26 protein-coding genes are annotated in these 25,788 nt (G+C 56.0%); 4 read left to right on the forward strand and 22 right to left on the reverse strand.

Annotation, left to right across the window (positions count from 1 at the left end):
* Window positions 1-60: 60 nt before the first annotated feature.
* The 7 genes from ACWHYZ_RS14850 to ACWHYZ_RS14880 all read right to left on the reverse strand — a co-directional run bounded on the left by ACWHYZ_RS14850 (window position 61) and on the right by ACWHYZ_RS14880 (window position 7,703).
* Window positions 61-1,854, reverse strand: coding sequence for a methyl-accepting chemotaxis protein (locus ACWHYZ_RS14850; RefSeq protein ID WP_447983457.1), 1,794 nt, complete (start codon window positions 1,852-1,854; stop codon window positions 61-63).
* Between the two features lie 41 nt (window positions 1,855-1,895).
* Window positions 1,896-2,420 carry a chemotaxis protein CheW gene (locus tag ACWHYZ_RS14855; protein WP_447983458.1) on the reverse strand — a complete coding sequence of 175 codons (525 nt, stop codon included), beginning with the start codon at window positions 2,418-2,420 and terminating at the stop codon, window positions 1,896-1,898.
* 17 nt (window positions 2,421-2,437) lie between these two features.
* Entirely contained in the window at window positions 2,438-4,468 is a 2,031-nt protein-coding gene (locus ACWHYZ_RS14860; RefSeq protein ID WP_447983459.1) for a chemotaxis protein CheA, read from the reverse strand.
* A gap of 22 nt (window positions 4,469-4,490) precedes the next feature.
* A complete protein-coding gene (locus ACWHYZ_RS14865) occupies window positions 4,491-4,862 on the reverse strand; it encodes a response regulator (RefSeq protein ID WP_447983460.1) in 372 nt (123 codons plus the stop codon).
* 30 nt (window positions 4,863-4,892) lie between these two features.
* Window positions 4,893-5,996 (reverse strand): methyl-accepting chemotaxis protein, encoded by a 1,104-nt coding sequence (locus ACWHYZ_RS14870; RefSeq protein ID WP_447983461.1) that lies wholly within the window; start codon window positions 5,994-5,996, stop codon window positions 4,893-4,895.
* A 59-nt stretch (window positions 5,997-6,055) separates the two neighbouring features.
* A complete protein-coding gene (locus ACWHYZ_RS14875) occupies window positions 6,056-6,331 on the reverse strand; it encodes an STAS domain-containing protein (protein WP_447983462.1) in 276 nt (91 codons plus the stop codon).
* Window positions 6,332-6,479: 148 nt separating this feature from the next.
* Complete coding sequence (locus ACWHYZ_RS14880) at window positions 6,480-7,703, reverse strand: HD-GYP domain-containing protein (protein ID WP_447983463.1); 1,224 nt, start codon at window positions 7,701-7,703, stop codon at window positions 6,480-6,482.
* A 250-nt stretch (window positions 7,704-7,953) separates the two neighbouring features.
* On the opposite strand from ACWHYZ_RS14880, the gene ACWHYZ_RS14885 reads away from it, so the two are divergent.
* From ACWHYZ_RS14885 to ACWHYZ_RS14900, 4 genes are all read left to right on the forward strand, one after another.
* Entirely contained in the window at window positions 7,954-8,283 is a 330-nt protein-coding gene (locus ACWHYZ_RS14885) for an STAS domain-containing protein (protein WP_447983464.1), read from the forward strand.
* The gene (locus ACWHYZ_RS14890) at window positions 8,280-9,968 is read left to right on the forward strand and encodes an ATP-binding SpoIIE family protein phosphatase (RefSeq protein ID WP_447983465.1); all 1,689 of its coding nucleotides are present in this window, start codon (window positions 8,280-8,282) and stop codon (window positions 9,966-9,968) included. Before ACWHYZ_RS14885 ends, ACWHYZ_RS14890 begins: the two co-directional genes overlap by 4 nt.
* Before the next feature lie 100 nt (window positions 9,969-10,068).
* Entirely contained in the window at window positions 10,069-11,349 is a 1,281-nt protein-coding gene (locus ACWHYZ_RS14895) for an HD-GYP domain-containing protein (RefSeq protein WP_447983466.1), read from the forward strand.
* A gap of 10 nt (window positions 11,350-11,359) precedes the next feature.
* Window positions 11,360-13,807: a response regulator gene (locus ACWHYZ_RS14900; protein WP_447983467.1), complete on the forward strand. Its 2,448-nt coding sequence runs from the start codon at window positions 11,360-11,362 to the stop codon at window positions 13,805-13,807.
* Window positions 13,808-13,861: 54 nt separating this feature from the next.
* Here the strand turns inward: ACWHYZ_RS14900 and fliW are convergent, their stop codons facing one another.
* The 15 genes from fliW to flhF form a co-directional block, all read right to left on the reverse strand.
* On the reverse strand, window positions 13,862-14,347 hold the full coding sequence (gene fliW / locus ACWHYZ_RS14905; RefSeq protein WP_447983468.1) for a flagellar assembly protein FliW: 486 nt from the start codon (window positions 14,345-14,347) through the stop codon (window positions 13,862-13,864).
* A complete protein-coding gene (csrA, locus tag ACWHYZ_RS14910) occupies window positions 14,344-14,586 on the reverse strand; it encodes a carbon storage regulator CsrA (RefSeq protein WP_447983469.1) in 243 nt (80 codons plus the stop codon). The genes fliW and csrA overlap by 4 nt, the downstream gene beginning before the upstream one ends.
* 87 nt (window positions 14,587-14,673) lie before the next feature.
* Window positions 14,674-15,564 (reverse strand): flagellar hook-associated protein FlgL, encoded by an 891-nt coding sequence (gene flgL, locus ACWHYZ_RS14915; protein ID WP_447983470.1) that lies wholly within the window; start codon window positions 15,562-15,564, stop codon window positions 14,674-14,676.
* 88 nt (window positions 15,565-15,652) lie between these two features.
* Complete coding sequence (gene flgK, locus ACWHYZ_RS14920) at window positions 15,653-17,047, reverse strand: flagellar hook-associated protein FlgK (RefSeq protein WP_447983471.1); 1,395 nt, start codon at window positions 17,045-17,047, stop codon at window positions 15,653-15,655.
* Window positions 17,048-17,049: 2 nt separating this feature from the next.
* Window positions 17,050-17,586 carry a flagellar protein FlgN gene (locus ACWHYZ_RS14925; RefSeq protein WP_447983472.1) on the reverse strand — a complete coding sequence of 179 codons (537 nt, stop codon included), beginning with the start codon at window positions 17,584-17,586 and terminating at the stop codon, window positions 17,050-17,052.
* 29 nt (window positions 17,587-17,615) lie between these two features.
* Complete coding sequence (gene flgM, locus ACWHYZ_RS14930) at window positions 17,616-17,921, reverse strand: flagellar biosynthesis anti-sigma factor FlgM (RefSeq protein ID WP_447983473.1); 306 nt, start codon at window positions 17,919-17,921, stop codon at window positions 17,616-17,618.
* A gap of 51 nt (window positions 17,922-17,972) precedes the next feature.
* A complete protein-coding gene (locus tag ACWHYZ_RS14935) occupies window positions 17,973-18,368 on the reverse strand; it encodes a rod-binding protein (protein WP_447983474.1) in 396 nt (131 codons plus the stop codon).
* A gap of 47 nt (window positions 18,369-18,415) precedes the next feature.
* A complete protein-coding gene (locus ACWHYZ_RS14940) occupies window positions 18,416-19,624 on the reverse strand; it encodes a flagellar basal body P-ring protein FlgI (protein ID WP_447983475.1) in 1,209 nt (402 codons plus the stop codon).
* Between the two features lie 22 nt (window positions 19,625-19,646).
* The gene (locus ACWHYZ_RS14945; RefSeq protein WP_447983476.1) at window positions 19,647-20,324 is read right to left on the reverse strand and encodes a flagellar basal body L-ring protein FlgH; all 678 of its coding nucleotides are present in this window, start codon (window positions 20,322-20,324) and stop codon (window positions 19,647-19,649) included.
* A gap of 7 nt (window positions 20,325-20,331) precedes the next feature.
* Window positions 20,332-21,075, reverse strand: a complete 744-nt coding sequence (flgA, locus tag ACWHYZ_RS14950; protein WP_447983477.1) for a flagellar basal body P-ring formation chaperone FlgA — start codon at window positions 21,073-21,075, stop codon at window positions 20,332-20,334.
* A 24-nt stretch (window positions 21,076-21,099) separates the two neighbouring features.
* Complete coding sequence (gene flgG / locus ACWHYZ_RS14955) at window positions 21,100-21,891, reverse strand: flagellar basal-body rod protein FlgG (RefSeq protein ID WP_447983478.1); 792 nt, start codon at window positions 21,889-21,891, stop codon at window positions 21,100-21,102.
* 35 nt (window positions 21,892-21,926) lie between these two features.
* A complete protein-coding gene (locus ACWHYZ_RS14960; RefSeq protein WP_447983479.1) occupies window positions 21,927-22,652 on the reverse strand; it encodes a flagellar hook-basal body protein in 726 nt (241 codons plus the stop codon).
* 194 nt (window positions 22,653-22,846) lie between these two features.
* Window positions 22,847-23,593 (reverse strand): FliA/WhiG family RNA polymerase sigma factor, encoded by a 747-nt coding sequence (locus ACWHYZ_RS14965; RefSeq protein WP_447983480.1) that lies wholly within the window; start codon window positions 23,591-23,593, stop codon window positions 22,847-22,849.
* A gap of 35 nt (window positions 23,594-23,628) precedes the next feature.
* Complete coding sequence (locus ACWHYZ_RS14970; RefSeq protein ID WP_447983481.1) at window positions 23,629-24,486, reverse strand: MinD/ParA family protein; 858 nt, start codon at window positions 24,484-24,486, stop codon at window positions 23,629-23,631.
* A gap of 27 nt (window positions 24,487-24,513) precedes the next feature.
* Window positions 24,514-25,785 carry a flagellar biosynthesis protein FlhF gene (gene flhF / locus ACWHYZ_RS14975; RefSeq protein ID WP_447983482.1) on the reverse strand — a complete coding sequence of 424 codons (1,272 nt, stop codon included), beginning with the start codon at window positions 25,783-25,785 and terminating at the stop codon, window positions 24,514-24,516.
* Window positions 25,786-25,788 lie beyond the last annotated feature (3 nt).

The raw sequence follows: 25,788 nt of genomic DNA on the forward strand, positions 1-25,788 counted from the left end.
CGCACCGAAATGGTCGGCGCTCCGGCGGTGAAAGCACCCGCCGGAGCGCGGCCTCAGGTTTTAAAACTCCTCGAATTGCTCGGCACTGGGCGTCAGTTTGCCATGCCCATTGCGCTCCGCGCCTTTTCCGGCTCCCACAGTCGCGAGCGAGTCAGGGTTGCTGTCCGAAGTTTTAGCCGCTGCATGAACGGATGGCGACGAGGCAGCTGTCGCCGTCTTGACAGAAGGCGCGGTGGCAGCAGCCTTCGACGTTTGGTTACCCAAACTTTTCGGGGCCTCCAACTGGAAAAACTGCACTTGCTCCAGAAGGTATTCGGACTGTTTCTTCATCGATTCGCTGGCAGCCGTCGCTTCTTCCACCAGCGCAGCGTTCTGTTGCGTGGTCTTGTCCATCTCGAGAATGGCTTTGTTGACCTGATCGATTCCCGTCGCCTGCTCTTGGCTGGCCGCGGTAATTTCCCCGACAATATCGGAGACACGCTTGACCGACGTGACGATCTCGTCCAGAACTTTTCCGGATTGATTCACGAGCTCCGTCCCGTCCTGCACGCGCTGAACGCTTTCCTGGATCAGCGTCTTGATCTCCTTGGCCGCAGTGGCCGACCGTTGGGCGAGATTACGCACTTCCCCGGCAACTACAGCAAACCCGCGGCCCTGCTCCCCTGCACGCGCGGCTTCTACTGCGGCATTGAGGGCCAACAAATTCGTCTGAAAGGCTATCTCATCTATTACATTAATAATATCTGATATCTTCTTACTGCTACGGTTAATTTCACCCATCGCAGTCACGGCTTCGGTCGTAACCTTGCTGCCTTTTTCGGCCGTCTGCCGCGCCGAGATGGCCAGCTGGTTCGCCTGCTTCGAATTGTCGGCGTTCTGCTTCACCGTGGAGGTCATTTCCTCCATGGCCGAGCTGGTTTCTTGTAGGGCCGACGCTTGCTGCGATGTGCGCTGGGACAGGTCGGCATTGCCCATACTAATCTGGGCCGCGCCCGTGCTCACCGTCGAGGCACCGGCCTTGACTTGATTGAGGACTTCGGCCACACGCGTGAACATTTGGTTGAACGCATCGCCCGTCTTCCCGATCTCGTCCTGACTATGGATATCGACGCGCACCGATAAGTCGCCTTCCTTCGCACGTTCCGCCACCGCGCGTAACGCCTCAGCCGGCGCAATGACCTGCTTGCGAACAAGGACAAACAGGACGCCGAGGAGCACCGCCGCCACTCCTCCGATACCCGCGTAGAGCATGCGAACATTGCCGTTCACCCGCTCCATGGGCTTCTCCATGGGAATGGTGAGCATGAGTGCGCCGACCATTTGATTGAGTTGCGTGCCTGCATGGCAGCCAACGCACGCCTGAGTCGATGCGCGATCGACGGTGGCGCGGCGGAACATGAGCTTGCCGCCGACAGGTTCCACGCGAACCAGTTCATCCTTGCCCGCCTCCAAAGCTTTCAGCGCTTCTTCTTCAAATGAATCCTTCGCGCTGTTATTGGGATTGAGCGGCTTGCGACTAATCATTCGCGCGCTATAAATCCCGTCCTTGGCGAGTTCTTCCGAAATTTCCCGGATGGCGGTTGCCGGCAACGGGACCGATTTGGGCGTCGAATGATCGGTGGTAATTTGGAAGCCATTCTCTTTGGCCTTGGCGACGTACTGGCTGGAAATATAGGCTCGCGTCACCTCGACCTGCTTCTGAATGACTTGGGCTCGACCGGTGAGTAATTCGACAAGGTCTTCCTGCATCTTTTGGCCCAGGAAGTAGGCCCCGGCCCCGAGCAGCACGCCCACCGTCAGCACGGTTACGCCCATGACTTTCGTGCCGATTGTTAAGTTCCGCCAATTCACCATGACACCCATCCTCCTTTATAAAGTAAGCATGCGAAGCGCTTTCAGGCCTGCACGGTTTCGATTTCTTCGGAGGTCGATCCGACGTGCAGCAATTCTTCCAGAGAGAGTACGTGATCAATATTGAGAATCGTAATGAGTCGTTCGCCGCATCGACCCAGGCCGCTGATAAAGCTCACGTCGACATTGGTGCCCAACATGGGAGGCGGTTGAATATCTGCGCTGGCGATGTCCATCACCTCGGAAACGGCGTCGACAATCAGTCCCATGATACGGTCCTTGACCACGACGACGATCACGACGGTGAACATCGTCGCCTCGACGGGAGGCAGGTTGAATTTGGCGCGAAGATCGACGATCGGAACGATGGTGCCGCGCAAGTTGAGCACCCCTTTGATGAAGACCGGCGTATTGGGAATGGGCGTGCATTTTTGATAGCCCTTGATTTCTTGCACGCGGAGGATGTCGACGCCATACAATTCATCCCCCAACATGAACGTCAGGTATTGATTGGCTTCCGACAGTGTTTTCGACACGTTTCTCGAGCTGCCGCCGTCATCTACTTTCATCCGCTGTTTCCTTTCTCTTAGGCCGCGACCGGCACACCGCGTGACAGAGCGAGCATGCCGCGGACATCCACAATGAAGCCGACGGTACCATCGCCTAGAATCGTCGCCCCGGCAATCCCATCGACTTTATGAAAATTCTGCTCAAGATTTTTAATGACCACCTGCTGCTGTCCCAATAATTCATCCACCATGAGGGCGACCCGCTCGCTCTCGGTTTCGACAATAATGAGAATCGCATCCATGGGATCGGAATGGTCGGCCTCAAGATGGAACGCCTCGTACAATCGCACGATGGGGATGTACACCCCTCGCACGTTGATCACCTGTCCTTTGCCGACTATCGTTTTGACGGCCCCGGCCGGTGGTTGAAGCGATTCAATAATCGAGAGGAGCGGCACCAGATACGTCTCCGACCCGACCCGCACCGCCATGCCTTCAACGATCGCGAGGGTCAATGGCAGCTTGAGAAGAAAGGTTGTTCCCTGTCCCGCCGCCGTTTTGATGGCGATGGTCCCTCCCAGCGCTTCGATGTTCCGCCGCACGACGTCCATTCCAACGCCGCGTCCTGAGACTTCCGTGACCTGGTCCGCGGTGCTAAAGCCCGCGCGAAAAATGAGCAGCCAGACCTGGTCATCGGAAAGCTGTTCGTCGGGCCCGATGATTCCACCGGCCCGCGCCTTGGCCACAATCTTGTCTCGATTCAGTCCCCGGCCGTCGTCTTGTACGCTGATGTAGATGTTGCCGCCTTCTTGATAGGCGCTCAATCGAACCGTGCCTTGGGCGGGCTTTCCCAACGCGATCCGTTCGTCCGGGGGCTCCAGCGCATGATCCGCGGCATTGCGAATCAAGTGCGTCAACGGATCCCCGATCGATTCGATGACCGTCTTATCGAGTTCGGTTTCTTCCCCTGTCAACACCAGTTGGATGTCTTTGCCGCTCTTGGCCGCAAGATCCCGTACGACGCGTGGGAATTTGTTGAACACCATGGCGACGGGCAACATACGAATCGACATGACGCGTTCTTGGATCTCGCGAGTGTTGCGCTCCAGTTGGGCCAGGCGTTCCTGGAGCACCGGCAAGTCCTGGCTTTCGAAATGATTGCCCAGTTGGGAGAGCATCGATTGCGTGATCACCAGTTCCCCGACCAAATTGATCAACTTGTCGATTTTCTCGGTGTCGACACGAATTGACCCGGCATCACTTTTTTTCGGCACCGTGCTCGTCGCGCCGACGCCTGTGGCGCCCGGAGGGTCGCTCGTTGCATGGGATAGAGCCGGAGAATCTTTTGAGTCGGGAAGAGACACATCGAAAGAGCCGCAAGAAGCAGATGAACAAGGACTAGAGGGACGGGTCTCTATCGTCATCTGACTGTCCTCGCGCACGAATTCGAACACATCGGCGATCGCCTGATCGGATGCCGCCGTGTCCAGAATGAACGTCCAGGCGAGATAGCAGCGCTCAGGGTCCAGATCGACAAGAGAAGGGAGGCCCTGGAGCCCGCGCAGGATCGTCTGCACGCGACCCAGCGGCTCAAGTTCCTTGACGATCTGCACCGGGTCCAGTCCGCGTTGAAACAACGTCGGGCCCGGAGTCCACTCGATGGTGACGCGACGAAGCGGCGCCTGATCGATGTGAACGGGAACCGCATGGGCCACCTCGTGGTGTTCGGCCCCGCCTGTCAGTCGTTGCTGAAGAGCCGCGATACGGTTCTGGTCATGCGCCTCGCCCGTTTTAGCTGTCTCGATCAAATGCTTCAGGCCGTCGGTTGATTCGAGGAGCAGATCGATGACGGGCTTTGTGAGATATCGCTTGCCGGTGCGGAGTTGATCGAGCAGATTCTCCAGAAGATGCGTGAACTCGGTGATGGCGGTGAGTTGAAACATGCCGCTATTGCCTTTGATCGAATGCGCGGCGCGAAAGATGCGATTGATCAGGTCGAGATCGTCAGGCCGACGCTCCAGTTGGAGGAGACCTTCTTCCATCGTCGTCAGATGTTCCGCGGACTCTTCGAAAAAGGCCGCTTGAAATCGCGAGAGATCGATTTTCATGGTTACCCCTTGGCTGGACCTGCTAGCTTGGGAGTACTTTTGCAATGACCTTCAGCATCTGCTCCGGATTAAACGGCTTGACGATCCAGCCGGTCGCGCCAGCAGCTTGACCTTCTTTTTTCTTATCATCCGTCGATTCGGTGGTGAGCATGAGAATCGGCGTGAATTTCAAGGTTCCCATTTTTCTGATTTCTTTAATCAAAGAGATCCCGTCCATATTCGGCATATTCAGATCTGTAATGACCAGATGAGGCTTGGTTCCCGCGGTGAGTTTCTTTACGGCGTCCGCTCCGTCCCCGGCCTCGACCACCGTGAAGCCGGCTCCCGTTAACGTAAAATTCACCATCTGACGCATCGTGGCACTGTCGTCCACTATCAAGACTGTTTTCGACATCCTGACCCTCCTCCACCTGATCCTGTCGAGCTAAAAGAGCGTGACGTTGTCTTCGGCATCGGCTGTGCCGGTTCCCACGAGCACAGCCCCCACCTCTCCCGTGAGGACGGACCTGGCCAATTCTCGTTCGCTTTCCATCGTATAACTTGTTTCCAGCTTTTGAAGTTCCTTGACGATCTCCTCGCTGACGCCTCCATTCAGCAGGTCGTTGAAGGCGCCCCCCATCAACTCTAGGGGATTCGCGACGTGCTGAAGCTTTTGCCTGGTGATATCTTGAAACTGCATCGTCATCACCACTTGCCCGATCGTCTTCGACAATTCACTGCCCCTCGACTGTGCTTGCCCAATGAGCGCATGAAGGTTTTGGTTGGATGCCGCCAGCCCATGCGTCATACTGCTGACCCGGGAGCGGGCCGCTTCGCTATTGGGCACATCTACGCGCGCGAGTTGTGCAACATGCCCCATGGCTCGCGTCATTGCGGTTTGGACCGCATTGACCAGTTCTTGGATGCTTACCGCCGCACGGCTTGACCGGCCGGCCAGTTTGGAAACTTCTTCTGCCACGACGGCAAATCCGCGGCCATGCTCGCCGACACGAGCCGCCTCGATCGCGGCGTTCAAGGCGAGTAACTGCGTTTGATCGGCGATAAAATCGATTTCAGTAATGCTTTCTGCAATCGATTTCGTCGCCGTGGATGCCTGTTCCATTGCCGTACTGACGTCCTGTGCGATTCTCGCCGCCGAGATCACCTCCTGGACAAATGCCGCCAACATCGTATCCACATCCTTGAGCGCGGCCTCGCTCTGCACCGAGTCACGACCGAAGAGGGACGTCGTCTCCTCCACCTGCTCTTTCGCTTGATTCGAAATAAACTGGAACCGCTCCGATAGTTGGATAACGGCCTGATCGGTCTCGGTAATCACGGATTGCACCTGAGCCACCAAGACGGGCAGCGTTTTGTGCACGCATTCTGTGACCTGACGCCAATGTTCGAGTTTCTCGCAAGTCGCCTGCTGCTCCATCTCGTGCGCCATTCGTTCCTGTCGCCACTGTTCGCATGCCGGCCGGTAGAGGAGGACGTACATACCTCCTCCCGAGAGGATGGCTCCCAGAATCATTCCCCACCAAAACATAACAAGCTCCCTTGTCGTCGATTGGGCATACTACGAGACTGTGGCGAGTCCTCTCGTTCTCAAGAGAGAACGCAATTTAATCGGGCGAGGTGCCGGTCTACCTCCGGTGTCACGCCGGTGACTTCAAATGACTTCCCGGCATCGCTCTGCAGCCGCGCTGCCAGCAGGAGTTGCAGACAGCTCGTATCGATGTAGTCGACATCGCTCAAATCGACCCGCCAGGGAGGCGGTGTCCGCAACAATTCGATGAGACGACGGTGTAGCTCCGCCGCCTCAAAGACGGTTTGCGATCCTTCCAGCTTGAGACACTGGCCTTCGGACTTTCGTCGTGTCATCGGTTCCCTCCGTCTGGACTATATCGGACGAGAGGTGTTGTATCTTGAGTCGCACATCGACGTCGTTCATCGTTAGCACAGCGTATGGTCATGGGAGGAAGCAGAAGTACATGCGGATGACAGGAGCGTCGTCTCGACATTTATGTGTTCACCGCGCCCCTAAATACATTTCGACGTCGATGGACAGTTTCTTGGAATCCAGGACGGCAATGATCTTGCGAGCCGGCGTTGGGGTCTGCTCCTTGAGGTCAATGGCCTTGGGTGCAATCGTGCAGAGATTTGCGTCTCTGACCAGAATGAGTTTCGGCGAGACGGGTTGGTCCTGGTGCAATTCGCTGACGATGCCTGCCTCGCCGGTATTCAATAAGACGCATGACCCCACGGGATACACGCCGACACACTGGATAAACTGCTGCACAAATTTGGAATCGAGATGGCCGTCTTGACCAAGGCTATAGAGGTGCTGGAGCACCCGATGAGCCGGCATGCCCTTGTGATAACAGCGGTCGCTTGTCATCGCATCGTAAATATCCACGACGCTTGCGATGAGCCCGAAGGGCGTCAACTCGGATCGGTTGCGCCCAAATGGATACCCGGTTCCATCAACCCGTTCATGGTGCTCTAATGCGGGTCGGACGACTTCCTCTTGGAACCCGGTGGTCGCAGAGAGTACCTCCACTCCGCGTAAGGCGTGCTGCTTCATAATTTCGAACTCATGAGGCTCGAAACGTCCCGGCTTGTTCAAAATATCCAACGGGATCTTCGTCTTGCCGATATCGTGCAATAAGGTTCCTGACCCGAGGAGATGCAGCGCCTCAGGCGAGAACCCAAGTCTTCGTCCAAGGGCGAGAGCCAAAATCGATGTATTGACGGAATGAAAGAAGGTGTATTCGTCGAAGCTCTTCAGTCTGGACAAACTGACCAAGGCATCAGCGTTGCGAAGGATGCTGTCGACCATGGCGGCGACGAGGCGACTGACACCTTCGCTGTTGATGGCGCGACCAAGACGGACGTCATGCATCGCCGTTTCGACGAGCCCCTTGGCATTCCGGTAGACTTCATGCGCAATCGGTAGTTCTTCCTCGAATGTCGTCGTCCGCTCGATGTGCCGGCCGTCTGAAGGCTCATCCATCAGGCTGGAGACAGCAGGGTCAGGAGTGTCACCAATCGGAGGAGGAACAACCGGTGGGTCGGGACATGGCTCGCACTCGACTTCAACGAACCGTACCCCCGCTTTCTTCAATTTGTCGATCTGATCCGTTCGCGTGATCAGCACTCGATGGCGCAAAAACGGCGTATCGAGCCAGGACCGGTCCATCCCGACAACCGACATGCCGATCATCACTTGATCAAGAGGGATAGTTTTACGCATGGCAAGGCATAGGCGATGAGATATCGGCGGTCATACGGCTACGTCGAAGTCTGATAGTACTGTTCGTATCCATCATGAGACGGCGCCAAAGCCTTCGCACGGCAGGATGCGTGGTGAGCTGTCAGTGCTCCCCATGACCTGTCCGCCTATAGGTCCTTATCGGAAAAGTTCGGCACGCACTTAAAACACATTTGCTAGCCAAGCCCGTTGATCCATTAAAGAAGAGGCGCATCCGCACCGATAAGAGGTCATGCCGATACTGACCGGCTTGGGAGCCTTTATGCTTGCCGCACATGTCTCATCCGACGGAACGACCTTAACGATTACGCCCCGTGGTCGCTTTGACTTCACCATCCAACGTGAATTTCGTCTTGCATACGCCACAACAACCGGTACCCGATATTACGTCATCGATCTCGGCCAGACCGACTATCTGGACAGCTCGGCGTTGGGCATGCTGCTCCTGTTGCGCGAGTATGCAGGTGGCGACAAGGCTGATATCCGCATTCTCAATTGCAAACCCGAAGTGCGGACCATCTTCGCGATCGCGAATTTCCAAAAGTTGTTTACCCTTACATGAACATCCTCGTCGTCGACGATACGGAGACGAACCGCATGGTCTTGTCCGCCATGCTGCGCAATGACGGCCATTGCGTCTCGGAGGCCACTACCGGGGAGGAAAGCCTCAGCGTCTTCGACCGTGAACAGCCGGAGCTCGTCATTATGGATATCATGATGCCGCTCATGAGCGGCTATGAAGCAACGGCGTTGATCAAGCAGCGCGCCGGCGATCGCTTCGTACCGGTCATCTTTCTAACCGGCATTAGCGACGAGGCGGGCCTCGCGAAATGCATTGCTCATGGGGGCGACGACTTTCTGACGAAGCCGTATAGCCAGGTCCTCTTGCGCGCGAAACTTCAAGCCCTCTCGCGCATCCGAGAATTGCATGCGGTGGTCAAAATGCAAAACGACGCCTTACTGGCGGCCCGGAAGAAGGATGAAGGCGAACAGGATGTCGCGCGGGCCATCTTTCAAAAGATCTTTCGTGAAGGCTGCCTTCATCATCCGAATCTCGCGTGGCGGCTCTCACCCGCCGAACTCTTAAGCGGCGATGTGTTGCTCGCCGCGCCGACTCCGCATGGGTTCCTGCACGTGATGATCGGTGATTTTACCGGTCACGGCCTCGCGGCGGCCGTCGGTGCCGTGCCGGTCGCCGAGGCCTTTTACAGCATGACCCAAAGCGGGTATGCCATCGGCCGCATTGCCGCGGAAATTAATCATAAGCTCCGCCAGATCCTGCCGACACACCTGTTTTGCGCAGCGTGTCTGCTCGAATGGGATCCGTCAGGACGCCGCATTACGATCTGGAACGGCGGGATGCCCGATGGGCTCGTCATTCGAACGGGGATGGGAATTATCCGCCGGTTCCACTCACGACACCTTCCGTTAAGCCTGTTGACCGATGAACAATTCGACGCGAGCACCGACACGATTGAAGTGCAGACCGGCGATCGGATTTTTCTGTACTCCGACGGTCTGCTCGATGCCAGAAGCGCCCACGGAGACATGTTTGGACAAACACGGCTGGAACAGGAGGTTCTGCATGCGGAGCGGAGCGGCGCCCGCCTGTGCGACCGGATTCAAGAGGCAGTAACCCGATTTCGCGACGGGCAAGCGGCGCACGACGATATCGCACTGGTCCAATTAACATGCGATCCGGCTCTCTCGCCTCCGGGCACCGATCTACACGCGCCAGAGCCCCACTGCGAGACCGCCTCCGGAAATTGGCATATTCAACTCGCTCTCGAAGCCGATGCCTTGCAGCGCGTGGACCCTTTGCCGACTCTCATGCGAACGCTTACCGATATTCAGGACCTTGCGCAGCATAAGCAGACGATCTTCACCATTTTGGCCGAACTCGTCGCGAACGCCATCGACCATGGATTATTAGGCCTCCACTCATCACTGAAGAAGACGCCGCGTGGGTTCTCCGACTACTACGAACGGCGTGAACGACTATTGGCTAAACTACGCCATGGTCACTTGCGGATTCGGCTTGAACATGACCGGAAAGATACGGGAGGACGACTGGTCATTCAGATACATGACAGCGGGCCGGGATTCGATGTTCATGGACTCCTTCCAGCCGTCTGCACGAATCAAGGGCATAGCGGACGCGGCATTGCTCTCGTTCGTGCACTGTGTGACACACTGACGTATCAAGGCAACGGCAATACGGTTGAAGCCGTGTACGTGTGGTCATGACGCGGTGAGCCGCAGTCCGAATAGCAAATGGCAGCAAACACCATTTGAAATGAATTTGAAACCAAAGGGCAGGATGCGGTGATGTCACAGATGGTGCGCAATGAGTGACACGACAAGAACTATTCCGATTGAAGCGCTGAAGCTCGGCATGTTCGTCGAACGGCTGGACCGATCCTGGTTAACGACGCCTTTTTTCAGGCACCGGTTTATCCTCCGCAATGCGGAGGATATTGCCCTCATGAAGCGATACGGCATTAAGCAAGTCGTCATTGACCCTACGAAGGGCGTTGATCTTGAGGACGGCACGCCCGGCGGTCATCCACACACACCGGAAACCAGTCAGCGGCAGGCTACCGCATTGCCATCGGGAATGCCCGTGCCGCTTCAGGCGGCGGTTAGTTCGACGAATCGTCCCAAATCCATTCCGTCCCGGGAGGAACTCGCCGTCGCCCGGCTTGTGCATACCGAATCCGTGGCGGCGATTCAGCGCATTTTGGAGGGAATTACCTCGGCCGTCCGCCTCGACAGTCCGGCATTGCAGACGATGGTGGCGCGTATTCACGGTCGGCTGATAGAAAACCGGTCCGCTATGATGACGATCACCCGTCTGCAACAATTGCAGCACTTCAACGCGCATATTTTCTCCCATGCGGTGAATGTCAGTGTCTTGACCATGGCCATTGGCATCGAACAAGGTGTGGATGCGCAGACTCTCGAAGAGCTCGCCTTCGGGGCACTTTTGCATGATGTTGGAGAAATGCGCCTCCCTCTCAATCTGTTCCGAAAAGGAGATGCCTTGTCGGCTCCTGAGCGAGCACTGCTTCATCAGCACCCAGCGCTTGGCCTGAGCATGTTGGGCGACTCACGTGAGATCACGGAGACGATACGCCGGATCATTCACGAACACCATGAACGGTATGACGGATCGGGCTATCCGTCCCGCTTGCGCGGCGAGGCGATTGCTCCGTTGAGCCAACTCGTCGGACTCGTGGATGTCTACGATGCATTGGTGACCAGCCGGTATGGAAAGCCCGCGATGACGCCTGCGCAGGCAATCCGCCAGATCTACAAGCTTGGCCTCGCGGGGCAATTCCACAAAACCCAGGTGGAGCACATGATCCAATGCTTGGGCGTCTATCCGATCGGGAGCCTCGTCGAACTGAGTACCGGCGAGCGCGCCGTCGTCGTCTCGACCAGGCCGGAACTTTCGGTGAAGCCTTCTCTGAAGATTATCTCCGATGCGAAGGGGCGGCACTATGCTGACCCCTTACTTATAGACCTGTCCGAATCGGATGAGGGCGGCCCCGCGCGCTCCATTCTTCGCGATCTCGACCCTCAGCAGGAGGCATGCCGGATCGAAACCTTTCTCGAAGCATCGTAGACGCATAGATATGGACATCGTAGGACGCGGCATCACCGACCCACAGGATGACTTCAACGGCACGACCTTCAACAAAGCACTGTTCGATGCCCTTGCCATCGGCATCTTTGTGCTCGACGCCAAGGGACGTATTCTATCGGTGAATCACGAGGCCGCCCGCCTGCTGGGATGGAGTGACGCCTCGTGTGATGGCCTCTTTCTGCACGATTTGATCGACTGTACCTATGTCGAACCCTCCACCGATGAGACGTTGTGTCCGATCAGCTACGTGCTGGAAACCAGCAGACCGGCGTGGACCTCACAAGCCATCCTCCAAGATCGTAGCGGCCGGTTAAAATCAGTCGAATACAAATGCATCCGCTTCGATTTGCCGTCGCAGACCGGCCTGCTGTTTAGTTTCCGAGATCTCACTCATGAATTACAGCTCGAGCGCGATCACGATCGTCTCGCATCGATACCCGAGGAAAGCCCGTTCCCGATTGTCGAATTGGACGGTCAAGGCAATCTCCTGTATGCCAACCCGGTCCTGATGAACCTTCTGGCCTCATCCGGCTTCCTCTCGTCAGGGTTCCCTGCCGTGTTACCGGCAAACGTGCTCGAAATCGCATCTCAGTGCATCGGAGCTCACAGCGCGATAAAAGACCGTGAAGTGCTGGTCAATGGACAATGGTATTCCTGGACATTCTGCCCTATTCCCAACTCAGGGCACATCCGAGGCTATGGGGTCGACATTACGGCTATCAAAAATGCGGAGAGCGCCATCCACGAATTCGCGAGGACACTAGAACACAAGAACGAGGAGTTGAATCAGGCCGTGAGAAGAGCTGAGGAAGCTAACCGCGCCAAATCATCTTTTCTCGCAACCGTCAGCCATGAGGTACGGACGCCGATGAACGGCGTGATCGGCATGGCCGGGCTGCTGCTCGACACGGACTTATCGCAAGAACAACGAGAATACGCGGAGGCCGTGCGCCATTCCGGAGAAAACCTACTTCAGATCATCAACGATATTCTTGACTTCTCCAAAACAGAGGCCGGGAAGCTGCGCCTCGAGATTATCGACTTCGACCTGCGTGCAGCGGTCGAGGATGCGGTCGGTCTTCTCGCTGAACAGGTTCAGGCTAAGAACTTGGAACTGACGGCCTTCATTCACCCGGACGTGCCTACGGCACTTCGTGGGGATCCGGGTCGACTACGCCAAGTGCTCATTAATCTCATTGGTAACGCGGTTAAGTTTACAGAGCACGGCGAGGTGGCGGTTGAAGTCGTTCCGGAGCCCTCATCAGCTGGCAGCGTGACCATTCGTTTCAACATCTCGGACACCGGAATCGGAATCTTGCCCGAGGCCTGCACCCGGCTCTTCCAGCCCTTCTCTCAAGCTGATGACTCGACGACGAGAAAGTATGGCGGGACCGGATTGGGTTTAGCCATTTGCAGACTCCTGGCCGATATGATGGGCGGACAGATCGGTGTGGAATCTCATCCCGGACAGGGAAGTACGTTCTGGTTCACAGCCCGTTTTCCTAAACAGGCCTCACCGCCCGGTTGCCTGTCACCGCCTCCGCAGCTTTGCAACCGGAGGGTCTTGATCGTCAATGGGCATGCTAGGCAGCGGACGCTCCTGGCGCGCCAGATGACGGCATGGGGCGCCGTGGTGGCGGAAGCGGCGACGGCACAGCTCGCCATGGAACTACTCCACTCAGCGGCCGCAGGCGGCGAGGGATTCTATCTCGCCCTTCTGAACTCGGTCTTGCCGGATGTCGATAGCAACGATTTGATTGCTCGTATCAAAGCCGATCAGACCATCGCCGGCACACAGCTGATCCTGTGTACGCCGTTTGGAAAGTGGGGCGCGGCAGAACACCGCCAACTGGCGGGACGAGCCGAATGCGTCAGCAAGCCTCTTCGACCATCATACTTGTCGGAGTGCGTCCAGAACATCTTGGCAAGTGGTGATCGTGGGCAATCGAACGGCCCTTCACAATCGGGCGTCCGTATCATTCGTCATTCGTCTCAGAACCTGGGCCGTATTCTTGTCGTTGAAGACAATTCGGTGAATCAGCGAGTGGCGATTCGCATGCTCGAACGACTGGGCTACCGGGCGGATGCCGTCGGGAACGGATTCGAAGCCGTAGACGCGATCACACACATTCCCTATGCGGCCATTTTTATGGATTGTCAGATGCCTGAAATGGACGGTTTTGAAGCGACTCGCCGCATTAGACAGCTGGAAGCCGGCTCAGGACCAAGAAATGAGGAGTCCGGCCTCAATCCTCAACCGTCAGCATCTCATCCCCGGCTTCGCCATATCCCGATCATTGCCATGACGGCGAACGCGTTGGAGGGCGATCGAGAACGATGTCTTGCCGCGGGGATGAACGACTATCTCGCTAAGCCTGTCAAGAGTGAAGATCTGCGAGCAGTCCTGCAACGGGTTTTTCAGCGCAGCCGTCCTTAATACCATCCAAGGTAGTAAGGCCGTGAGCTGTTACCGATCTTGCTTCGCTGGGCCTCAGCGATGGCACTCTACTAAAGAGATTGGACGACGTACCGGTGGCGCAATTGTACGTAGTTCCTGGTGTAGCACGGCCGCGCGAGTGGGATACTCGTCGCGAAGAATTAATTGTTTGGCCGTGCGAGTTGCGGCATTCACGACGACGGGACCCCGCAAATTGGCGGTCATGCTGCTGGGATCGTCGGCGGGTATCGTCAGAATGACGAACATCACCAGATCGCCTTCATTCACGCGTCCCAATTCACTGATTTCATCAACGGCAATCGTCACACGATAATCCGGCTTAAACCAGACAGGATCCATAATGACAAAGGCCAATTCTGATTGATCCAGCGATTGCATCCACTTAAAGGGCATATCACGATCGTGATCAAGAATGAGATAGCGCGTGGAAGCGGGAAACCCGATAATGCCGGACGGAATCTTCAGAACTTTGTCTTCCGGACAATCGAGCTCACCGAAGCGGGTGGTGTGGATCATCATGCCTTTTTCTTCACCAAGTCTTTTAATTGCGTCAAGGGCGGGAGCCTGGTGGCGTCGGTGAGAGCGGCCTGCTTATTCTCCTCCAGAATTCTCGCGTAGACTTCGTCGCGATGGACCTGCACCGTATGAGGCGCTTCGATGCCGAGACGGACCTGTCCCCCCTTTATCTCCAATACGATGACCCGTATATTCGGGCCAATCGTAATCCCTTCCGTGGTTTTTCGAGTCAGGACCAGCATGCCGTCCCTGGCGAGGCCCTCGCTCTATTCCGGACCCATAACGTTCACTCTAGCGAAACTTACACTTCCACTGGCTTGATGCGACTCTTATTTGAGGAAGTTCAGCAAGGAATTGTTGAAAATCGCATTAGCACTGCGGGCGGCCGCTTCCAGCGCAGTCTGTTGACGGGTCAAATTCGTAATGGCTTCCGCAAGATCGATATCTTGATTGTGGGAGAGTGCCGTCTGGACAAGATCGACGGTTCCCTGAAGCGCAGACTTCGTGGTGGTCAACCGGTTATCCAGAGCACCAACTTGTCCTCTGGCGTCAGATACCTGGGTAATGGCCCGATCGAGCTCGCCGATGCCTGTCTCAATCCCGGTCCCATTGTTCGTTTCCAAGGCGGCCAACAGATCCTTGACCGACGTGAAGACATTGGTCGTTGCACCGGTAAAGACCTGGCTCCCGGCCAGGGTCACCTGAATCGTTTGGTTCTGGCCGACGGCGATCGATTGGGTTTCATCGTTGCCGACATATGTCACCGTATCGCCGGCTCCAAGGACGAACGGATCGACATCGGTCTTCGTACCGGAGAAAATCCGCTGGCCATTGATTTCGGTATTCGAGAGCTGTAAGAGTTCCCGATGCAGTGATCGCACCTCTTTGGCAATCACATTCCGATCATTAGCGGTGTTCGTATCGCTCCTTGCATCGACGGCCAGTTCTTTGAGCCGACTCAAGATTGTGCCAACCTGTCCTAACGCCCCGTCGGCGGCCGCCAGCCGTGTCGAACCGCTATCGATATTTCGAAGCCATTGACCGTATTGGGCCAAGTCCGCCTTCCCAAGGACAATGCGCCCGAAGGCAACGGGGTCATCGGAGGGTTTCGAGACTCGCTTCCCGGAAGAGACCTGCTGTTGCGCCTCGAGGGTCTTTTGGCTGATGGACTGAAACTGATTGAGGACCAGCCCGAATATCTGTTGGTCAGTAACACGCATATTAATAGCGCTCACCTTTCAGCGATCAGCCTAGATGACTGCACCCTTTGCTACGGCTGAACGCAGATGACTGAACGGTACGCCTTTTCTATCGTTTCAGGTTCAAAATGGTCTGCATCAATTCATCCGCCATCACCACGATCCGAGACGAGGCTTCAAAAGCTCGTTGGTAGGTCATCATGTTGACCAATTCCTCATCCAACGAGACCCCTGAGACCTCAGACCAATGCGCCTCCAGTTGATTCTGCAGCATCTGTTGCGAAGTGAGGTCTTGTGAGGCTTGTTGAGCCTGGGATCCGACGCCGGACGCGGTCGCTTGGTAATACCCGTTCAGCGTGGCATTGCCCAGCGCTGTAATCGATTTATGCTCAAGATTAGCCAATGCCAAGGCGTTCACATTGTTGCCTGGAAGACCGGCAGCAGTGTCCGAAGCGGAGATCTGACGGCCATCAGTTAAGGCGACGGAGATGGTTCTGGCGGTCACGCCGGTAGAGGCAAAGAAGTTTAAGCCGGTGGACCCATCGAGCCCGACTCCCAGCTGGTGCTGTGTATTGACCTCTGTGACCAGATTAGAAGTTAAGGTGTCCAGCTTTGTCCGAACGTCAGGAATGGTGACATCCCGAGCATCCAACAATCCCTTCAGGCGACCGTTAGAAATAACGGATGTCAGAGTCACGGACGCGCTGGCAGTGATTTGATAGTCAACGTCGAGTAAGCCGCTATTTGCGGCATTCGCCCTGCCTGTTAACTGGTGCGTGACGTTTTTGTCCACGAGTACTTGGCCTTGACCGACAAAGAGCGTTACTTGACCACTGTCATCTTCCAGAGACGTCACGTTGATCTGCTCACCGATATCATGGATGAGCCTCTGGCGCTGATCCCGCAGGTCATTGGCATGTTGCCCCGATAGCTCTGCCTGACCAATCTTGTCATTGAGGTCGGCTACTTGTTGCGCGAGGTTGTTAATTGTGCTGATAGTCTGGCCAATTTCCTGATCCAGCGACTGCCGTTGGATGCTGAGGGTATTATCAGCCTGGTTCAAGCGATCGGCCACCGTTTTGGCTTTAGACAAGAGGACCATACGGGCCGTGACATTGGAAGGATCTGTCGCGACATCTTGGAAGGCCTTGAAGAGATTGTTGAGGTCCGTTCCCAGACTCTGATCATTCGAATCACCAAAGAGCCGTTCGATATCGGACAAGGCGCTGTTGGAGGCATCATGCTGACCTAATTGCTGACGAGAGGCCAGCAATTGGCTGTTAATAAACGCATCGACATTGCGTTGGACGGCAGTGACTTGGACGCCCGTGCCGATTTGACCGGGTCGACCGTTTATCGGTAAGGCCTCGGCAAGAACAGCGTCCTGCTTGGAATACCCCTTCGTGTTCACATTGGCCATATTATGGCCCGTCACCGACAGCGCTTGCTGAAATGCAAAGAGACCCGATGATCCAATATTGAACAGATTCGAAATTCCTGACATGCTTATCCCCTTCGCTCCAGCATCCCACCTGCCGGGGCCGAGGCTTGCATCGATCCTGACTCTGAATAGAGCGCAAGGTGAACGTGAAATGAAGCCTGCATCATGCCGACGGCTTCATGGAGAAATGCCAGCGATTTCTGGAGCAAGGAGCCGGTGACCTGATTGCTGCCTCTTGCGGCAAGGATCAGATGATTGAGCTGTGCTTGTTGCTCCTTCAACTGGCTGGCAAACGGGCCGCCGACATACTCAGCGATCCGTCCGATCGTCATCGCCTCCGCCGGAATGCTCCAGATAATCGCCAACTGTCCAATGAGGTCTTTTCGCACGTCCTCGTACGTGGCCAACTCTTTGAGCACTTGAAGCTTCGCCTGGTTGACAGAGGTCAATTGATCCATCGCCAACACCGTAATGGCTTGCCGTTCACGCGCCAGCAGATCGACAAGCGATTGCATTCGCTGCCGAAGTGCCCCTAGCGTCTCTGCGAGCCGAGCAATAAGATCGCGGCCCGGCAAGTCAGTTTGGCGCATCGTTTTCGCCATTTCAGTTCACCTTGGTCAGGCCCGGTGTGTTACAACACCGCGTCGGTTAAGACATGTCGAATCAACGCATCGGCTGCTGTTCGACCGCTGACGTTGTAGGTGCCTCCATCGACGGCCTGTCGAATCTTCTCCACCCGTTCGGCTTGGGCAGGATCTGATTCTTTGGCGAGCGCTTTAATCCGCGCCATTTCCTTCGCATGTTCTGAAATATCGACTTGATCCTGTCGCGATCCAGGAGCCTTGGCTTGAGATGGAGACGGGCGCTCGACGTCCTTCACTCCGAGCAGGAGACTCGCCAATTCATGAGCGCGCCCATGTCCTGAGATCTGCATCATTTACCTCTCTTTGCCGGCCAAACCGAGATGGTGTTTTCCCACTCGTGCGTCTTATCGGCGAAATGGAGGAGAAACTTGAGTGGGCACCGACTCGTGCGCCTGAACGGATGGCTGAGGCCCTCGCACAAGTGACTGCTCCAACATACGGCTGAGGCCGATGCCTCCGTTCTGAGCCGCTAACCTCCCAATTTCTTGGTCATAAAAGGAATAGAACTGCTGACCTTCCTTGTTTTTGACCAGGCCGGGGTGAACTGTATTGCGCATCTCCTTCAAAAGATAAGCAATAAAATACCCCTCAAATTCTTTGGCTGCCTTCTTAACCTCGGCCGGATCGCGTTTGACTTCTGCGTGATTCGACAATGCGAGGGCCGCGTTTTCAGCATCTTGCGCCTTGGAATCCGGTATCCCCGCTATCGGGCTATATAATGGTAGCGACTTGATGTCCATTTAGACGACACTCAGATTAGTTAAAGTGAGCTGTTTCAATTAATTGCCTAAATAATCTCAAGGTTAGCTTGAAGCGCTCCGGCGGCCTTCAATGCCGAAAGAATCGCCACGAGATCACGAGGGGTCACTCCCACTGCGTTGAGCGCCTGAACCACTTCTCCCAGGGTCACCGTCTCATCCACGACCAGTAAACGTGAGGGCTCTTCTTTGATTTCGGTCTGAACATCCGGCGTCACGACGGTTTGTCCGGCACTCGACCCAATAACCGGTGCGGTCGGCTGGGACACGTTTAAGGTCGACTTGACCGAAATACTCAGATTGCCATGGGAAATGGCACAGGTGGATAAGCGCACATGCTCGCCGAGCACAACCGTTCCCGTCCGTTCATTGACCACGACCTTTGCCGGCACATCGACAGACACGTCCAGGGCTTCCAATGTGGCCAGATATTGCACGACCTTCCCTTGAAAATTGGCCGGAATTGCCGAGCGAATCTGTCCGGAGTTCACCGGAACGGCAGTCCCCGCCCCAAATACACCATCAATCGCTTCGCTCACGCGCAGTGAAGTGGTAAAGTCGGCCTGCCGCAACATCACGTTCACGGATTCCCAGGCATCAATGTTCACCGCAATTTCTTTTTCCACGATAGCCCCACCCGGCACGATTCCAGCCGCTTGATGATTCTTCGTAACCGTGCTCCCCCCGGCTCCTCCGGTGCCACCCAAAAAACCTCCGATCGAGATGGGTCCCTGAGCTACCGCGAAAACCTGTTGATTGGGGGCTTTTAACGGGGTCAGCAAAAGCGTGCCGCCTTGCAGACTTTTGGCATTGGCCATCGACGACACAACCGCGTCCAACGTCATACCCGGCTTGGCGAAGGGCGGCAACTTTGCCGTGACCATCACGGATGCGATATTTCTCGTCAGCAACTGGATCGGATCGATGACGAGATTGATACCCATCTTGTTCAACATGGACATCATCGCCTGAACCGTGAACTGACCACCGATGACCTGATCGCCCGTGCGATCCAACCCCACGACCAAGCCATACCCGATCAATTGGTTCTCACGAACTCCTTCGATCATCGCGACATCTTTGATCCGTGCCGCATCGGCAGTGCCTGACGCTATCAGCCCAATTGCAAGTACAGTCGCAATCAGAGGATGGCGTTTCAGCAGGCGCTCGCGAAGAGTGAGTTCGCTTTCCTTCTGCACTTGGCTCGCCGACCCATTTGTAGACTTTTCATGGTTCATTGGTTTCATCATTCCCGTTCACTCAGAAGGGATTCACCCAATCCAAAATCCGAACAAGCCAACCAGGCCGCTGCACGTCGTCCACGACACCGAGGCCGGCATATTCGATCTTCGCATCCGCGATCACGGTTGAAAGCACGGTATTGCGAGTATCGACATCGACGCGGCGCACCACGCCGGTTAATGTCATCACCTGTTTTTCACTATTCACCACCACTTCCCGCCGCCCTTCTACTCGAAGGTCCCCGTTCGGCAGCACTTCAGTGACCATAGCGGAGAGGGTTCCTGTCAAGGTATCCGCGCGACTGGTCGCGCCTTTTCCCGTAAACTTGTTTTTCGAACTCGCGTCAACGCCAAGACTACGTTGCAAACCGGCGCCTAGGCGAAATCCGGGGATCCCGATCGTCCCGGTGGCACCGCCATCTACGCTATTCGTCAGCGTCGACTCACGCTGTGCGGTCGTATCCGCGCTCTTGGACCCTTTGTGTTGTTCCTGAATCTTAATAGTGATGATGTCGCCGACACGCATGGCGCGCATGTCCTCGTACAAATAGGCCCGACCGTTTTCTTCTTGCCAGAGGGACCCGACGGTTTTCGGCGGTGGAAGCGACGGCACGACCAGCTTTGAACTGATCGGTGCATGACTGCAGCCAAGAGCTAGTTCGGCAACGATCATATATGCGGCGATTCCTTTCAGCACGCAGCCCTCAGAAGTCTACCCTCACCAATCCCGGTCCAATGACTTTCGCCCGAAGATCTTTTCCGGAATCTTGATTGGTGACTGTGACCGTCTGCCCCACCTTCCCCACGACCTTCATGATCCCGATGGTCTGGATCTGCAATCCGCCACGTTTCGCTTCGATGGTGACGCGGTCGCCTTTGCGGACTAGATAGGGTTGGGCCAACGTTGAAACGTGAATGGGAACATGCGGCGCGATCGGTCTGACTGCCCGCTTCCCGATGACCTCATCAAGATTCATCGCATACTGTTGCGGCGCCGTCGTCATAGGAGTCCGCGCGATCGCCACATCATCGACCTCGATGGTTTGGTCGATCTTGATGAGTCTTGTCGCCACGGCCACGTCGACGAGCGCGATAATGTCCGCCGATGCCCTCGCCGTGTGGATGACTTTCCCATTGGTGGACAGCGCCACATCAAACTCCCGCCGACCATACCGTTCCGCTGAGGGGATTGGGAGCACTCGGATGTCGACGGCTGCGCCAGGAAGCGACAGGGGCTGCTCCGGCTCGAGGAGCCGCACCTGAACGTCGGCCACCGTCTCCTCTTTTTGCGACCGCACATAATCCAAAACAGCGTTCTGCACGTGTTGCGGCGTGACGTGTTGCATCCGGATACGCCCCTCGCTCTTGACCAGGGAATGCGCGTGTACCGCGGTTATCATGAAGAACGTCAGCGCGGCAGCGAGATACAAACAACGGGTGTAACTCATCGACGATTCATCCTCTCCATGTCGTTATCGTCGGAGGTTATTTGCCATGGCCATCATCTCATCGGCGGCCTGGATGGCCTTGGAGTTAATTTCGTAACTCCGTTGCGCGATGATCATATTAACCATTTCCTCGGCGAGGTTGACATTGGAACTTTCCAAGAAGCCTTGCTGAATTGAGCCGAACCCCGTTGAGAATCCCGGGATGCCCTGAGTCGGCGGCCCCGACGCAAAGCTATCCAAGAATAGATTATTTCCCATGGCGACCAACCCCGAGGGATTATCGAAGCGGGTGAGCTGAATTTGCCCGATCTGAGAGGCTTGCGTGACACCGGGTAACAGGACCGAGACGGTTCCGTCTTGGCCGATGTCGATTTTGAGCGCGCCCGATGGAACCGTAATCACGGGATTCAGCACATCGCCATCGCCGGTGACCAAATTGCCGACATTGTCCCGTTTAAAAGAGCCGTTGCGCGTGTACATGATTGTGCCGTCTGGGCGTGCCACTTGGAAGAATCCGGGCCCGTCAATCGACACATCCAATTCATTACCGGTTTGGCGAAGATTACCTTGTACCCATTCCTTGGCGACGGTCACGGGCCGTACCCCTGCGCCGACCTGGACGCCGACCGGAAAGACGCCGATATTGGATGCATTCGATCCCGGCATGCGCTGAATCTGATAGAGCAGGTCCGCAAACTCTGCGCGGCTGCGTTTAAAGGCATTGGTGTTAACGTTCGCCAGATTATGCGCAATCGTATCGACGTTGAGCTGCTGCGCCGTCATGCCTGTCGCTGCCGTCCACATCGCTCGAACCATCGTGACCTCCTAAGCCTTACGCGCTGAACAGTCTCTTACCCTAACTTTCCGACGTCTTGCACGGCCATTTCCGTCATCCGATCGAACGTCTGGATGAGTTTCTGAGCCGACTCATACATACGCATGCCTTGGATGAGTTTCACCATTTCAGTCAAGGCATTCACGTTCGATTCTTCGACATAGCCGGCTTCGATGACGGCATCTTTGGAACTCTTTGCATTGTCTCCTGAAAAGAGGCCATTTTCGCTCTTTTGCGGCGGCTTATTGTCCGGAAATTCCATGACCTTCATCTTGGCCGCTTCTTGCCCATTCACTTGGATGGCGCCTCCCGGACTTATGTGAACGTCTCCCGGCGCCAATTTAATTTCGCCCCGCTGCCCCATCACCGGATCGCCTGCTTCAGTCACAAGCCTCCGGTGGCCATCTAAATGAAAGACTCCATTGCGGGTATAACGGATACCCTGAGCCGTTTTAACTTCAAAAAACCCGGGGCCTCGGATGGCCATGTCATACGGATTCCCGGTTTTGCGGAGGCGTCCGCTTTCCAAAACCGTTTTGAGGCCTTGGGAGGATACGAAGACCCGCTCCGATGAACCGGCAGGAATGCCATTCCCTAAAGATCGTGACACGAGCGAGCGAAATAACGATTCGTCCTGCTTGAAGCCCGCCGTATTCACATTGGCCACGTTATTCGAGAACACCTGCATCTGGCGCTCCTGAGCCAGAGCTCCCGACAAAATGGGATAGATTCCCCTGTTCATCGTCTTGCCTCACATCCATATGGGTGCGTCATGATCAGCAACATAAGCAACGCGGATGCCACGCGGCATGTCACATATGATGAGTAAAACCGCTGAGACATCAACGCCCCACGACTCTCGTTGTGTGTCATGTCTGTACGCACTTCAACGACGACAGGCAGCTTCTTCTCGGCAGGCACAATTTACCTAGGCGCCTATTCCGATTCGTGCAGCATGGATTTCAAGGACAGAATGGCTTTCGTATGCAATTGGCAGACGCGTGATTCGGTGACAGTAAGAATCTTTCCGATCTCCTTCATGGTGAGTTCTTCGCAGTAGTACAGAATCAGCACCAGACGTTCCTTCTTGGGCAATCGATCGATGGCTTTCGTCAATTGCGCGCGACGATGTTCGGTCACGACGGTTGCCAGCGGATCCGGATGATTCGTGTCGACGAGCAGACGGAGGATTTTCCGCCCGTCCGTCTCTTGTACTCCCAGATCATCCAAACTGATCAACACCGCCCCTTGCGCCCGTGATAGATAGTCGGAGAGTTCGGATACCGAGACGTTCAAAGCGCGCGCCATCTCCTCGTCGGTTGGGGGCCGTCCGAGTTTACTGAGGAGGTCCGCATTGGCTTTTTCATACGCCGAGAGACGGTCGTGTACGGACCGGGGAATCCAATCCATCGAGCGCATCTCATCCAGCATCGCGCCGCGGATACGAAACTCGGCGTACGTCTTGAACTTCGCCTCGCGCGTCGGATCATAGCGGGTCATGGCATCCATCAATCCGATGATTCCGACCGACATCAGATCATCGGCATCCAAGTGTGCCGGCAGCCGAAAGGCCAGGCGATGAGCAATCGTCTTGATCACCGGAGCAAATTCCCGAATCACCCGCTCTCGATCCGCCTCGTGTAGCTTGACGCGGTCCGCACTCACATCAACCGCCTGATTCATTATGCGCTCCTTCTGAATCCGAACCTGACTCGTCTTCATGACAGGACCGACCGCTGCCATAAGAATTGAACGCCGCCTTTTGGAGCTCGTGTAACGGGCCATCGTTCCACGATGCCGGCCAATCGTTGAAACTCGAGACTCGCGGGCGCCTGAGGATACAGGTCGATCACCGGGCGTTGTCGACAGACCGAGAGGGACACATAGTCGTCGTCGGGAATAAAACCGACATAGTCAATGGAGATGTTCAGAAAGCGATCGGCCACGAGACCGATTTTTCGGAAGACGTCGAGCCCTTCACGCTGATTTCGCGCCATATTGACCAATAGCCGAAAATGGGTTTCGTGGTATCGATGAGACAAGACTTTCATCAAGGCGTAAGCGTCCGTGATCGACGTCGGTTCCGGGGACGCCACCACGAGAATCTCGTGTGCGGCGGCGGCAAAGAACAGGACATTGGAGGAAATGCCCGCCCCAGTGTCGATCAATAAAAGATCGATTGATGATGCGAGATGATCCAACTCTTGCTGGAGAAGAATCTGCTGCGGCTGAGTTAGGTGGGTCAGATCCTGCACGCCCGAACTCGCCGGCAGAATACGAATGCCACTCGGACCGGTGATCGCGATGTCCGACAGGCGTTTCTCTCCCGCCAACACATGTTCCAGCGTATACCGTGGGATCAATCCGAGCAGCACGTCGAGATTGCCGAGTCCAAGATCGGCATCCAGGACCAGGACGCGCTTTCCGAGTCGCGCCAATGCGACGGCTAAATTGGCCACCACATTGGTCTTGCCCACGCCGCCTTTTCCGCTGGTCACCGCAATCACGGGGATTCCCCGCGAACGTCGTTCCGGCTCGATGCATGCGGCTTGTCGCAAAGTCATTGCCTGATCCATAACTCGTCCTATCCCTTCTCTATGGCATCATTCCGTTCGGGTCGATGTTTCCAGCATACGTCTTGATCCCCCGAGCAAGAGGTCGGCGAATCGCTCGGGGCGGACGAGTTCGAGATCTTCCGGCACGCGCTGTCCTACGGTGAAATACGAGAGCGGCACGCCCGTCATTCTCATCAGATCAAAGGCCCCACCGATACCGGTCGTCTCATCTAATTTCGTAAACAGTAACCGGTTGAACGGAATCCCCCGATAGTGGGTCGTATACTGCTTGAGGTCCCGCTCCCGTGTAGTCGCCGAGAGCACAAGATGCACGTCCACCGGATGGTCCAGCGAAAGAATATCGCGCACCTCCGTCATCCCGACACCGTCCCCGGGACTTCGTCCAGCCGTGTCGACCAAGATGAGATCCGCATCATTCCGCCTCGCGATGCACCGCAGGGCATCGCCCCGCGTCAGCGCGACATCCAACGTCACGCCGATCAAGTCCGCGTACATCCGAAGTTGATCCACGGCAGCGATGCGATAGGTATCGAGCGTGACCAGCGCAACAGACCGCCGTTCCTGCTGGCGATAGTAGGCCGCCAACTTCGCAATCGAGGTGGTTTTGCCGACGCCCGTAGGGCCAATCAGAATGACGGTCTTTTTGCGATCCTCCTTGTTCATCAAGGGGCCGCTTGTCTTGACCTGACCGGCAATCGCAGTCTGCAATGCCTGGTGAATATGATATGCGGAGGGCCCAGCGGGGAGCCCGAGGCGCACGTCATGGAGAAGCGCCTGTACGGTCTTCGCCTCAAGACCGCGCTCAATCAAACCCTCATAATACGGCATGCATTCGGGTGGACATGGCCTGTGCTCACTCGGCCCGCTCTCACGAGCGTCGAGTCTTGCTTGGACCCGTTTTAGTTCCTCGTGCAAGGATTGCCAATCCGGATCGCGCCGATTGATCTCTGTACCGGAGAGCTGAGTGCCTTGCCGGGGCGGCACTGCGTGAGGGCCGCCGCTCAAAGAGGCGCGCAAGAAGTCACCAAATGGCATCGTGACGCCGGTCTTGGGCTCATCGTGCCACGTCCGATCCGGCATGATGGGCGATTGCTGTGAAACATGGCGATTGGAACGAACATGGACACGCGGCGCCTCGATATCGATGGCAGCCGTCACTTCGACGAGTTTGTATCCCAGTCGTGTCTTGCCTTGCGGATGTTGCTTGGTGGAGAGGATGACGGCGTCGGCTCCTAGCTCGGCTTTAATCGCCTGCAATGCGTCCTGCATCGTTGCGGCTTGATAGGTTTTGATTTTCATGTC

This window comes from Nitrospira sp. Nam74, assembly GCF_965152615.1.